Genomic DNA, 12956 nt, shown 5'->3' with positions numbered 1-12956 from the left:
TTACAGGCTTCGTTTCTTTTAACTCCACCCTCTCAACTTTCAATTTTTCACGTCGTATATAGCTCTATGATATTCTATTAGAAATTTATAATAACCTAATAATTGTAATGCTATGAGAAAATGGATTTTTCTATTGTTGATCGCCGTAATATGCGGTAGCTATTCCGAAACTCGCGCACAGGTCAACGTAACCTCCGTATCGGCCAAAAATGATGCGGATAACTTTTACAAAATGATGAAGGAGGCTTTTCCTCTCTCTTTCAATGATCCTGCCTCCCCGCGATTTGTTTTTTTCAATAAAAACAAAAATTTTGTTTTCGGTGTAGGCGGCTTCGTTCAGGTTCAAGGATTATATGATTTTAACGGAGTTCCCAACGATAACTATTTCACAACGAATTCCATCGCTCTTAAAGGACAACAAGCAGGCGGACGTTACGGCATTACAATAGGTCAATCCCGTCTATTTTTCAAGTTAGTCGGAGATACTGAAGTCGGTCGTTTAGTGACCTATATGGAAATGGAATTTGAAGGGGAGAACAATACTCCTATTTTAAGACAAGCTTTTATTAAATTCAAAGGATTTACGATCGGTAAAACCTGGAGCACTTTCTGTGATATCTCTGCAGGCCCCGCAACGATAGACGAAGAAGGTCCTTCGAGCGAAATCGCATTACGCCAACCTCAAATCCGTTATACCTACGATTTCACGCAAAACCTACAAGCTTCTTTAGCCATAGAGTACGTGGAGCCCTCTTACACGGAGGCCAAATCCACAGAATATATTCATCAAAGAATTCCGGATATCCCCTTAACTGTAAAATACACTTTCAAAGACGGCAGTCATTTACAGGCGGGAGGAATCCTAAGAAACATGTACTATAAAAATACGGCAAAAGATAAAGACGAAATCGTAACCGGTTGGGGAGTTGCCTTAAGCGGTATCTGGCAATTGGCAAAAAATACCTCTTTCAACTTTCAGGGGGTTTACGGAAAAGGCATTTCCAACTACATTCAGGATCTTTCCGGCACAGGTCTGGACCTGGTTCCAAGTGAGACGGACGACTCCCGTTTAAAAGCATTCAACGCCTGGGGAGGCTTTGTCGGCTTCACTCATCAATGGAATGAGAAACTCTCCTCAAACATCATGTATAGTTATGCCAGGGTACTGGAACAATACGGAATGCCAAGCACATCATATAAATACGCTCAATATGCCGCAGCCAATTTATTTTGGGATTTTTCCGAGTATGGAAGTTGCGGTATAGAATACGTGTACGGACGCCGCAACGACTTCAACAAAGAGTATGGTAATGCAAACCGTATCAATACGATGATACAATACAGGTTCTAAAGATTACTGCTATTTTTATCAATAGGCCATTCCTGAAAAGCAAACAGTTATCGGGAATGGCCCTCTTGCAGTAAACGGATAGCCTCCTTCTTATCCCTTTCCAACTGTTCCTTCAATTCATCCACCCCGTCAAACTTCTGTTCTCCGCGAAGCCGGGCTACAAAGTCCACCGTTAACATTTGACGGTATATATCTCGTGCAAAATCAAACAGATGAACCTCAAGAGAAGTTCTTCCGTCATTGCTGACGGTAGGACGAATCCCTATATTCAACATCCCGGGATGAACCTCTTCGCCGACTTTCACGCGCACGACGTATACTCCATTCGCCGGTAATAATTTTCGTTCATTATCTACCTGCAAATTAGCCGTGGGGAACCCTAATTTCCTCCCTAACCGGTGCCCTTCAATCACCTCCCCCGTAACGGAATAAGGATAACCCAAAAACAGATTCACCCGTCTGATGTCTCCAATAGCCAAGGCATTACGAATCTTCGTAGAACTTACGTTCACGTGTTCCGTCACAAACACTTTTTCCTGTTCCAGTAAAAAATGATATTTTCGAGACAGCTGCTGCAAATTTTCAAAATTCCCGGTTCGATCTTTTCCAAACCGATGATCATATCCCACCACCAGAGCTTTTATACCGATCCTACCGATTAAAATCGACTCCACGAATTCGGCATAAGACAGTTCGGATAACTCCCGGGTAAACTCAAGGATAATCAAGTGGTCAATACCACAACGCTCTAAAATAGAGATCTTCTCCGGTAAGGTCGTTAATATCCCCGGTTTCTTTTCCATGGGATAGAGAACCTCCCGCGGGTGAGGTTCAAAACTTATGATCACAGACTCCCCTCCCATTTGCCGGGCTTTTTCTTTCAAATGCTCAATCACACTTAAATGCCCTAAATGTACCCCATCAAAACTACCGATCGTGAGAACCGGACGATTTATTTCTATATTTTCAACACCGTAATGAACCTTCATGATCAACCCTTAATTACTTAGAATCCTTACCACAAAAGTAATACAAAAAAATAGTAAAGAAGCTGTCCGGATTCATTTATCGAACAGCTTCTTTCACTTTTATATCAAAAAATAACAGCATCAACCGCATTTAGAGGATCCGCAAACCTTGCAGATCAGGCATCCTTCTTGATAAACAATCGATTTCGAACCGCAATTTTCGCAAACAGACCCTGTAGCCTCCGTTCCATCCGGAATAAATTTCCTCAATGCACGCTCCACTCCGTTTTTCCAAGTATTGATATTTTCATTATCAAACTCCATGGCAGCCACTAACTCCACAATCTGAGTGATAGGCATTCCGTAACGCAAAACGCCGGAGATCAATTTGGCATAGTTCCAATACTCTTTGTTAAATTTATAGGATAATCCTTCCACTGTTGTTTTAAACCCCCGTTTATTGGAAAACTGGAAGTCGTAACGGCTATTTCCATCCTCATCCACATTTTTCACGATCTTACCATCCGTCACGGCCTTCGGCAACATGATTCCCTCTTCGTCGTCGGCAATACCCGTAAAGATCTCATAGGGTTTTCCCTCGTACAATCCGATAAAAGCAATCCATTTTTCTTTATTATTCTGGAAGCGAACGATCTCCGCATCCAACTCTTTCGGACGTTTCGAAGGCATACTTCCGGCCTCCTGCTTTTTCTCTTTATTGGCTACCAACACTCCCGAACGAGAACCGTCCCGGTAAACCGTACATCCCTTACACCCACTTTTCCATGCCTCAATGTAAAGTTGACCGACCAACTCTTCCGTCACATCAGCCGGTAAGTTTACGGTTACACTGATCGAATGGTCCACCCACTTCTGGACACGTCCTTGCATCCGGACCTTGGCGACCCAATCAATATCATTGGAGGTTGCTCTGTAATAAGGAGATTTAGCCACCATGGCATCAATCTCTTCGTTGGTATAACGTTTATGAATATCATATCCGTTTTTCTCCATCCAAACCATAAATTTATGGTGGAACACGATGAATTCCTCGAAACAATCCCCCGTTTCATCCGTGAAATCGATGTGTACATCCTTATCGTTCGGATTCACTTTCCTTCTCCGTTTATATACCGGCAAAAAAACCGGTTCGATTCCGGAGGTGGTTTGTGTCATCAGACTGGTCGTTCCCGTGGGAGCAATCGTGAGACAGGCAATATTCCGCCGACCGTATTTTAACATCTCTTCATACATCTCGGGGGCAGCCTCCTTCAAACGCAAGATAAACGGATTATTTTTCTCTCTTTCGGCATCAAAAATCTTAAAAGCACCTCTCTCGCGAGCCATATCAACAGAAGAACCGTACGCCGCAATCGCTAATCTTTTATGCACATCCACGGAGAAATCAATAGCCTCATCGCTTCCGTAACGTAGTCCCAACGCCGCCAACATATCTCCTTCCGCCGTAATGCCCACTCCGGTACGTCTTCCCTCTTTCGCTTTCTGTTTAATTTTATGCCATAACCGGACTTCAACGCCTTTCACCTCTTCCTCCTCCGGATCGCTGTCGATCTTATCCAGAATAGCATCTATTTTCTCCAATTCCAGATCGATAATATCGTCCATGATACGTTGAGCGATTCCCACGTGTTTGTCAAACAGCTCATAGTCAAACGAAGCGTCCGGAGTAAAAGGATCTTTTACGTATGAATAGAGATTAATCGCCAGCAACCGACAAGAGTCATAAGGACATAACGGTATCTCACCGCAAGGATTTGTGGAAACGGTACGATAACCCAAATCGGCATAACAATCAGGTACACTCTCCCGAATGATCGTATCCCAGAATAAAATACCCGGTTCAGCCGACTTCCAGGCGTTATAGACGATTTTATTCCATAATTTAACAGCACTGATCTGTTTTATATTTTTCGGGTGTTCGGAGTAAACCGGATATTTTTGAACATACTCCCGCTCTTCTACGACAGCCTGCATAAATTCATCGTCAATCTTCACGGAAATATTGGCTCCGGTCACTTTACCTTCCGTCATTTTAGCGTCTATAAAACTTTCCGAATCCGGATGATTGATAGATACACTCAACATCAAAGCCCCCCGACGGCCGTCTTGTGCCACCTCCCGGGTCGAGTTGGAATAACGCTCCATAAAAGGAACGATTCCGGTTGAAGTTAAAGCCGAATTTTTAACCGGCGATCCCTTCGGGCGGATATGAGACAAATCGTGTCCTACTCCTCCCCTTCGTTTCATCAGTTGTACCTGTTCCTGATCAATCTTCATGACTCCTCCATAAGAATCGGACGGACCTTCATTCCCGATAACGAAGCAATTGGATAAAGAGGCAATCTGAAACTCATTACCAATACCTGTCATCGGTCCGCCTTGCGGTACAATGTACTTGAAATCTTTCAACACCTCAAAGATTTCTTCCTCGCTTAACGGATTCGAATATCTTCTTTCTATCCGGGCTATTTCAGATGCCAACCGACGATGCATATCGTTCGGATTCAACTCGAAGATATTCCCATAAGAGTCTTTTAAAGCATATTTACTAACCCAGACCCTCGCTGCCAATTCATCTCCCTTAAAATAGTCAAGAGAGCTCGAGTAAGCTTCTTCCTGCGTATAAATCTTTTTCTGTTCCACGGTCTCTTTTTGCTTTTTAATCAGAGTAGTAGTTTTTTCCATTTTATATAATAAGTCTTTTTTTATGTTCACTTCCGATCAAACAAAACTAAATAAAAAAAACTTCTTGGAAAAATATTTTTACTAACATCAATAAAAAGTTTTCCATAATAATGAGTTATATTATTGTATATCAACTACATATAATTTCATGAAACATGAAAAAAATTTCCAAAATATAAATTCATTATAAACTACAGATAATTTTACAATAACCCCATCATGTAAACATTAAATTCCAATATTCGACAAATGAAACGTAGAATGGAACAATCGCTTCAAAAGAATTAGTATAATTCTTTGATCTCTTCCGGTATTTCCACTCGAAGAAGTTGTTCGTTTTCCGAGATTTCTTTCACGTATCTTTCGGAAAGCGGAAGTAAAATCTCTTTCGAGAAGATTCGAATAGACAAGAGCATATTACCGGAATAATTGGCTACATCGACCACTTCGCCGGATTCTCGCGTAAATATATCCTGAACGGAAAATCCTATTAATTCGGAAAGTTCAAAAGGTAAATCTTCCTCCTCTTTCTCCCCCACTAAATCTTTATCCATCAAAAGCTCTTTGCCAATCAGACGATCCGCCTGAGCCATTGAATCGACATAATCAAACTTGATGATATAGGACGAATGATTTCTCTTCATCAATCCGTCTTTGGCTATAAAAAAGGGAACCGGCGCTCCTTCCAAAAGAATAAACACCGGTTCTTCCTTGTATTGTTCGAGAAGATCGTTATCAGAATAAACAACAACAGCACCTTGCAAACTATGCGTTTTGCCAACCTCACCAATCTTTATACAATCTTCCTTTTTGATCATCGCAAACCTTATTCTGCAGCGGGAGTTTCAGTCTCTGCCTGCGTCTCCGCAGCTTCCGCAGCCTCAGTAGCAGCCGTTTCGACCTCTGCTCTGGCAGCGGCTTCAGCCTCTGCTTTAGCAGCAGCAATCTCAGCTTGTTTTTTAGCGATCAATTCTGCCCGAGCTTCTTTTACTTTAGCTTCAGCTTCTACACGTGCCTTGTAAGCACTTTCTGACTCGTCGGCCAAACGATTGATCTTGGATTGGATCTTGGCCATTTTCTCTTTCTTCCATGCTTCGAACTTCGCTTCGGCAGCAGCCTCATCGAAAGCACCTTTTTTCACCCCTTCCAACAAATGTTTTTTCAACAAAACTCCTTCATAAGAAAGAATACTTCTCACCGTATCTGTCGGTTGAGCTCCTACATTCATCCAATACAACGCTCTCTCGAAATTTAAATCGATCGTAGCGGGATTGGTCATCGGATTATAGGAACCGATTCTTTCGATGTATCTTCCGTCACGCGGAGCTCTACTGTCTGCTATCACTACATGATAGAATGGTCTGCCTTTACGACCGTGTCTTGCTAATCTAATTTTAGTTGCCATTTAGTCAAATTTAAATGATTGAATTACTGCCTATTCTCGATAGGCGGTGCAAATATAGTCATTTAATCGAAGTAAAAAAATTAAATTCAAACACAAATGCTATTTTTACTTTCCCGGCCCGACACCTCTCTTTTTCCCTCTCTCCCCGCCCCCGAAGGCAGCCTATTCAGAAGCCATTTTTCCATCGTAGATTTTTATCGTTTTCAATCTAATTTCCTTTACGCGATTAAATTGATAACGAATCGCTAAGCTCCATGTACATTCCTTGTCTCATATAGCATAGGAACGTACTTCATTAAAAACAAAAGAGACCGCCGATGACAAGCAATCTCTTTTTATGTATCGAACTTCCATATAATTAAATATCTTCAAATTCAGGCAACACCAAGGAGAGCCATTTATCCAAGCGGGGTTCGGTCTTTTCGGATTCGTAATCTTCATCCAAAGGCAAGCCGACAAAAAGATTATCCACAATTGCCGCCGAACCGCTGAAAACATACCCGTCCGTTGAAGTTTTTCCGACCAATTCAGCCCCTAATTGGGTTACCAACTCGGCCATGTATCCCATGCCATCTACAAAATTAGCAGGATAGGTTACGTGATCTCCCAAACCGACCAAGGCCACCCGGCGGTCACGTAAAGAAAGCTTCCGCATGGCCGGGAAAAATTTGGCCCACTGGTCCCGTTGTTCCCGTTCCCAAGTACTGCGCCCCAAAGAAGAACACACGATGATGATGTTCTTGTAATCCAACAACCTCGTCGCTGGAATCTCCGAAATATGAAACATCTCCACCCGCTTAGCACCTATTTTTCGCTTTAAGATTTTAGCGACACGGTGTACACTTCCTCCTGTCGGGGCATAAAATATCCCTAACCACTTCAAATCGGAAACCCGTTCTTCCAACAGATAATTGCCTTCCAGATCCGCTGTTAAACGTAAAGCCTCATTTTCTTTCTGTGTACTTTTTTGCTTACTGCTTTTTCCTGTATCTTTTCTTTCCATATCTTTTTGTTTAAGTTAATGCTTTGTTCCTTAAACTATACGATGGAAAATATGAAAGGTTTAACAGGACTTTACTTTTTATGCGTCGCTATGGCCAACAGAACCCCTAAGGCGACACCCAGCAAAGCGGCAAAAAGCACGCGCATGTCTCCCGGCAACAAAAAAGTTATGGTATGAGCGGGATACCAGAAAAAGGGTATCGTCTTTTTAAACACAAAATTCCATTGTACCCGCCAATTTAAATTGGCCATGATCTCTCCCATGGGAATGGGAGTAAAAAATCCGCGTAAAGTCCCTCCGTTATTGATAATATGAGTATCCGTTATTTTGTGCAGAGTCATAAACACAGGAGCAAAAATCGTATTCATTGCCACGGATATGCAAAAAGCCACAAACACCTTTGGCCACGAGAGAGAAGCACCCATAACGGTCATCGCATCGGTCATTCCCATCGTCGTCAGAAAAGCAGGCACACCATTGGCAAATATCGTCATCGCCATACTTATACCCATACCCAAAATACCCCATACAAAAGCCCGAGGCAATATCCCGAAACCTTTTCGATTATACACGCCGGCACTGATCCTCAATCCTATACACTCTCCTAAAGTCGATAAAATCGCAAACTTCAGAAAACTCATGATCATACCATGCTCCGCGTTGAACGTCTTATAAAAAGAGTATACGTCTTCCGACACGAAAAAGGGAAGTAGACAAATGACCACGCACCCTATAAAAATAATGTCTTTCTTTTTCATTTTACTCCATAATGGTTTCGTACACACCCAACAAAACCCTATATAAATTATTCCATTATTAAGATCGATCCGCTCTCTTTTCTCCCACGGAATCGGAAGAGCTTACTTTTTCCAAGAAATCCCTCTTCCGAATGCCCGGCTAATGCGACCAAAACTTAGGAGTACTGCCATAAACAATACTCCTAATACGATGATCATTCTCTTTTTCCTACTCTGTACATCTTGCCAGGCTTCAAAAGAACTTATTTTTCGATCCGGATACGGGCATCCACGGCCACAACCCCGTCTTTATTTCCTAACAACGGATTCAGGTCCATCTCAAAAATTTCGGGTGCTACTTTAACTAATGCAGATATCCGCATGACCGTTTCGGCAAATTTATCCTCATTTACCGGCTCTTGTCCGCGGACACCCTGAATAATCTTATAGGATTTCAAACCCTGTATCATAGTCTGTGCTTCCTTCTTCGAGATAGGGGCCAATCCGGCATTCACATCTTTCAACACTTCAATAAAAATACCTCCCAAACCGCAAAGCACCATATGGCCGAATTTATCGTCGCGTTTGGCACCGATAAACACCTCCGTTCCGCGCAATTGTTGGGCAAGCATGATCGCATAGGTGTCCTTGATCTGCATCATCCGCTTAAATTCACGTCGAACGGTCTCTTCGTCTTTCACGTTAAGCACCACTCCTCCCACGTCGGATTTATGTACCGGACCTACGACCTTCATTACCAAGGGGAATCCGATCTCTTTGGCCAGTTTCACAACCTCCTCTTCTTTATCGGAAACACCCTCCTTCGCGCGGGCAACACCTGCCGCATCCAACAATCGATGTATATCTTCAGGAGCTAAATAGCCATTGGAAGCCCGATCAACGACTTCCCGAATCTTCTTCACGTCCATATCAGGCATCTCAAAATACTCAGGCTGAGGAGCAGGCGTCTTCATGATCTTACATAACGCGTTTCCGAAAAGAACTTCGTCCGGAAAATAGACCCGTCCTTTGGCCACGAAAGCATCTATCTCGTCTTTCACGATCTTGGAAGAAGGGAATATGGGGAATATCGGCTTTTTGCTACTCTTCATTTTCTCGTTCAGTACATCGTATACATCGAAAACAGGAAATAATCCCGGACTTCCGAAAATAACGGCCATCCCGTCGATCTGATCGAAATCGCGATCACAAGCGTCCAGAATATACCCTAATTGTTCGGCCGTACCTGTCGCCAGAAAATCGATCGGATTTCCTACCGATGAGCCCGGGAACAATTTCGTTAACAGTTCCTGTGCTTTTTCGCCCTCGATACGCGGAACATCCATACCCCCATTAGAAAGCGCATCCGTTAACATCACGGCCGGTCCCCCGGCATGCGTTACGACCGCCATATTTTTCCCTTTTAACTCAGGATGCATAAATATTCCGGCAACCGTCATCAACTCATCCCTACCGTTACAACGCACGATACCGGCTTTCTTAAATAAAGCCTCTACGGCAACATCAGGACTGGCCATCGCACCGGTATGAGAAGAAGCGGCACGACTTCCGGCAGCAGACCCGCCGGATTTAATAGCCGCAATACGGCATCCTTTCCGAATCAATGAAGAAGCATGTTTCAATAACTTCTCAGGTTTATCAATGCTCTCCACGTACAGTAATTTAACCCGCGAGCTGGTCTGCGGGTCAAAAGATTCGTCCATATATTCTAAAATCTCCTCAATACCCATTTGAGCGGAATTACCCACAGAATAGGTACTATTAAATTTAATACCTTTCTGCATTCCCGTATCCATAATAAACAAAGCCGTTGCCCCCGAACCGGAAATCAAATCTACCCCTTGAGGATCCAATTTAGGAATCGGTTGGGTGAAAACCCCACTATAATGATTCGTCAATACCCCGATACAATTCGGCCCGATCAACGCACCTCCCACGGAATCGATGGTATCAACAATTTGTTTTTCCAATTTCGCTCCCTCTTCGTTCTCTTCATGAAAACCGGCGGACAAAATGATAAAAGCCCGGGTATTTTTCTGTTCTGCCAATACTTCTACGGCAGCAGGACAATACTTAGCGGCAATAGCCAAAATCGCACAATCCACCACGGGAAGATCCCTCACGTCCTTATAAGATTTAACCCCCTGTACTTCATCCATTTTAGGATTTACCACATAAAGCTCTCCTTTGAAGTTTCCATCCTGCAGATTCCTCAAGACAGCGCCTCCCGGTTTATGAATATCATCCGAACCGCCAACAACGACGATGCTTTTCGGATCTATTAATTGTTTTGTTACCATAAAAATACTGCTATTTATCTTTAAAACCGAATGGATGATTCCTTAAAGATCATCCATTCGAATCTATTACAATTTTTAGATATGATTAAAAAATGTCAGAAACTCCCGAGCCTTCAACACCATGTTCTTTGATCCGGTATACAAAGGCACTCTTTGATGTATGGCTTCCGGCTGAATTTCCAATATCCTTTTTTCACCGTCTATCGCCATTCCCCCCGACTGTTCCGCAATAAAAGCAATCGGGTTACATTCGTACAACAGTCTCAATTTCCCCGTCGGATGAGAACTCGTTTGCGGGTACAAGAAAATGCCTCCCTTCAACATATTTCTATGAAAATCAGCCACCAAAGAACCGATATAACGGGAGGTATACGGACGTTTCGTCGCATCGTCTTTTTCCTGACAATATTTGATAAATTTCTTCACTCCGACTGGAAAATTCACGTAGTTTCCTTCATTGATAGAATAAATTTTCCCGCTTTCCGGTGTTTGCATATTCGGATGAGACAAACAAAATTCCCCGATAGAAGTATCCAGCGTGAAACCGTTCACGCCATTTCCGGAACTATACACCATCATGGTAGAAGATCCGTAAATAACATAACCGGCCGCAATCTGTTCCGTTCCCGGTTGCAAGAAATCCTCAATCATAGGAGGTTCTCCTAAAGGAGATTTCCTTTTATAAATAGAAAAAATAGTCCCTACCGACACATTTACATCGATATTGGAAGAACCGTCCAAAGGGTCCATACAGATAATGTATTTGGCATCCCGGCATAATCCCTCTTCAAAAATAACGATATCCTGATTCTCTTCCGTCGCTACACCACAACACTCACCACTTGCACGCAACTCATCCATAAAGGTCGTATCGGCGTATACATCCAGCTTCTGCTGATCCTCTCCCTGCACATTCATACTACCGACCTTTCCCAGAATATCCACTAATCCGGCTTTATTTACTTCTCTATGTACTTTTTTTGCAGCAATTCCTATATGGTGCAAAAGTCTTGAAAATTCACCGGTAGCCCCGGGTATTTCGGCCTGTCTTTCAACGATAAATTGATTTAAAGTTGTAACTTTATGCATTATCATGGTTCTGTGTTTTTAATTTTCTGCAAATATAGGTTATAATCTTTAATTTAAAAAGTTTACCCAGTTTATTGCCTATTTTATTATTTTTGTCTCGAATTAATTTTTTGATGAATGAAAATATTCAAATTCGGTGGTGCTTCCGTAAAAGATGCAGAAGGAGTCCGGAACTTAGCTTCCATTATACAAGAACAAAGGGAAAATTTGATTGTGGTCGTATCGGCGATGGGAAAAACGACAAATCACCTGGAAGTTTTGTGCAATGCCTATTTTCACAAAGATCCACAACTATGGGTTGTTTTGAATGAGCTGAAAAAATACCATCAGGAGATCGTCAATCAACTATTCCCGATAGATGATCCGGTATACAGGCACATGGAAAAATGGTTCACTGCTCTTCAAAACATGTTATCCGAAGAATCCTCCCTATGTTACGACTATGAGTACGACAGGATCATCTGTTTCGGAGAGCTTCTTTCCACTACTATCGTTTCCGATTATTTACAAACGGCAGGATTAAAAAATCAATTCATCGACATTCGGAAAGTCCTAAAATCGGATCAAAATTACCGGAATGCCAATATCGACTTGACACTTTCGGAAAAGTTCTGTAAAGAAACTTTTACCTTTTCGGCAACTTCCCTATACGTAACCCAAGGATTCATCGCCGGAACAAGAATCAATCAAACGACGACTTTGGGACGGGAAGGCTCCGATTACACGGCCGCTTTATTAGCCAATCTTCTGGATGCGGAAGATGTCACCATCTGGAAAGACGTTCCAGGCGTCATGAACGCGGACCCGAAAGAGTACGCGCAAGCCGAAGTCATACACCGGATGTCTTACAAAGAGGCTATCGAACTATCCCACTTCGGGGCAAAAGTAATTCATCCCAAGACCATTAAACCCATACAAAACAAGCAGATACCCCTCTACGTGAAATCTTTTCTGTTCCCGGGTACAGAAGGCACCGTTATTCAAGAGCTGGAAGAGCGACTGAGCCTTCCGCCTATATATATCAACAAAGAGAATCAGCTCTTACTGACTCTTACACCACGAGATTTCTCCTTCATTGCCGAAGAGAAATTAAGCCAAATTTTCGGGATCCTGGCAAAATACAAATTAAAGCTGAACCTGATGCAAAATTCGGCCATCAGTTTCTCGTTTTGCATCGATAACCACGAGGCAATCCTTACCGATTTTATCAAAGAGTTGCAAAAAGAGTACGAGGTATTGTACAATCGGGATGTAAAACTGATTACCATTCGACATTATACAGAACATTGCATACAGGAAATCATCGGTCGGCAACCCATTCTGGTTGAACAACGAAGCCGCATCACGGCACAATTTGTCTTACACAATTAAAATCA

General features: G+C 42.6%; 10 protein-coding genes. 2 read left to right on the top strand and 8 right to left on the bottom strand.

What is annotated here, in order from left to right; translation table 11 throughout:
- Nucleotides 1-112 precede the first annotated feature (112 nt).
- Nucleotides 113-1351 carry a porin gene (locus NVS78_RS03635; protein WP_286357969.1) on the top strand — a complete coding sequence of 413 codons (1239 nt, stop codon included), beginning with the start codon at nt 113-115 and terminating at the stop codon, nt 1349-1351.
- Nucleotides 1352-1398: 47 nt separating this feature from the next.
- Here the strand turns inward: NVS78_RS03635 and NVS78_RS03630 are convergent, their stop codons facing one another.
- The 8 genes from NVS78_RS03630 to fbp form a co-directional block, all read right to left on the bottom strand.
- Nucleotides 1399-2340: a bifunctional riboflavin kinase/FAD synthetase gene (locus NVS78_RS03630; RefSeq protein ID WP_286357968.1), complete on the bottom strand. Its 942-nt coding sequence runs from the start codon at nt 2338-2340 to the stop codon at nt 1399-1401.
- A 120-nt stretch (nt 2341-2460) separates the two neighbouring features.
- Nucleotides 2461-5025 (bottom strand): adenosylcobalamin-dependent ribonucleoside-diphosphate reductase, encoded by a 2565-nt coding sequence (locus NVS78_RS03625; RefSeq protein ID WP_286357967.1) that lies wholly within the window; start codon nt 5023-5025, stop codon nt 2461-2463.
- Nucleotides 5026-5309: 284 nt separating this feature from the next.
- Nucleotides 5310-5843, bottom strand: coding sequence for a ribosome maturation factor RimM (gene rimM, locus NVS78_RS03620; protein WP_286357966.1), 534 nt, complete (start codon nt 5841-5843; stop codon nt 5310-5312).
- 8 nt (nt 5844-5851) lie between these two features.
- The gene (locus NVS78_RS03615) at nt 5852-6430 is read right to left on the bottom strand and encodes a 30S ribosomal protein S16 (protein ID WP_286357965.1); all 579 of its coding nucleotides are present in this window, start codon (nt 6428-6430) and stop codon (nt 5852-5854) included.
- Nucleotides 6431-6788: 358 nt separating this feature from the next.
- Complete coding sequence (locus NVS78_RS03610) at nt 6789-7433, bottom strand: flavodoxin domain-containing protein (protein ID WP_286357964.1); 645 nt, start codon at nt 7431-7433, stop codon at nt 6789-6791.
- Nucleotides 7434-7504: 71 nt separating this feature from the next.
- Entirely contained in the window at nt 7505-8191 is a 687-nt protein-coding gene (locus NVS78_RS03605; RefSeq protein WP_286357963.1) for a hypothetical protein, read from the bottom strand.
- Nucleotides 8192-8433: 242 nt separating this feature from the next.
- On the bottom strand, nt 8434-10491 hold the full coding sequence (locus NVS78_RS03600) for an acetate--CoA ligase family protein (RefSeq protein WP_286357962.1): 2058 nt from the start codon (nt 10489-10491) through the stop codon (nt 8434-8436).
- Nucleotides 10492-10566: 75 nt separating this feature from the next.
- Nucleotides 10567-11586, bottom strand: coding sequence for a class 1 fructose-bisphosphatase (fbp, locus tag NVS78_RS03595; protein WP_286357961.1), 1020 nt, complete (start codon nt 11584-11586; stop codon nt 10567-10569).
- A 111-nt stretch (nt 11587-11697) separates the two neighbouring features.
- Between fbp and NVS78_RS03590 the strand changes: the two genes are divergently transcribed.
- Nucleotides 11698-12951 carry an aspartate kinase gene (locus tag NVS78_RS03590; protein ID WP_286357960.1) on the top strand — a complete coding sequence of 418 codons (1254 nt, stop codon included), beginning with the start codon at nt 11698-11700 and terminating at the stop codon, nt 12949-12951.
- Nucleotides 12952-12956 lie beyond the last annotated feature (5 nt).

It is taken from the genome of Gabonibacter chumensis, assembly GCF_024741215.1.
Classification (GTDB): domain Bacteria; phylum Bacteroidota; class Bacteroidia; order Bacteroidales; family Marinifilaceae; genus Gabonibacter; species Gabonibacter massiliensis.
This window is presented reverse-complemented; position numbering and strand designations above follow the sequence as displayed.

Bases quoted from the DNA above. Each gene is read 5' to 3' on its own strand.
- NVS78_RS03590 (WP_286357960.1), top strand. From the start codon at position 11,698: ATGAAAATATTCAAATTCGGTGGTGCTTCCGTAAAAGATGCAGAAGGA.
- NVS78_RS03615 (WP_286357965.1), bottom strand. From the start codon at position 6,430: ATGGCAACTAAAATTAGATTAGCAAGACACGGTCGTAAAGGCAGACCA.
- fbp (WP_286357961.1), bottom strand. From the start codon at position 11,586: ATGATAATGCATAAAGTTACAACTTTAAATCAATTTATCGTTGAAAGA.
- NVS78_RS03610 (WP_286357964.1), bottom strand. From the start codon at position 7,433: ATGGAAAGAAAAGATACAGGAAAAAGCAGTAAGCAAAAAAGTACACAG.
- NVS78_RS03625 (WP_286357967.1), bottom strand. From the start codon at position 5,025: ATGGAAAAAACTACTACTCTGATTAAAAAGCAAAAAGAGACCGTGGAA.
- NVS78_RS03635 (WP_286357969.1), top strand. From the start codon at position 113: ATGAGAAAATGGATTTTTCTATTGTTGATCGCCGTAATATGCGGTAGC.
- rimM (WP_286357966.1), bottom strand. From the start codon at position 5,843: ATGATCAAAAAGGAAGATTGTATAAAGATTGGTGAGGTTGGCAAAACG.
- NVS78_RS03630 (WP_286357968.1), bottom strand. From the start codon at position 2,340: ATGAAGGTTCATTACGGTGTTGAAAATATAGAAATAAATCGTCCGGTT.
- NVS78_RS03605 (WP_286357963.1), bottom strand. From the start codon at position 8,191: ATGAAAAAGAAAGACATTATTTTTATAGGGTGCGTGGTCATTTGTCTA.
- NVS78_RS03600 (WP_286357962.1), bottom strand. From the start codon at position 10,491: ATGGTAACAAAACAATTAATAGATCCGAAAAGCATCGTCGTTGTTGGC.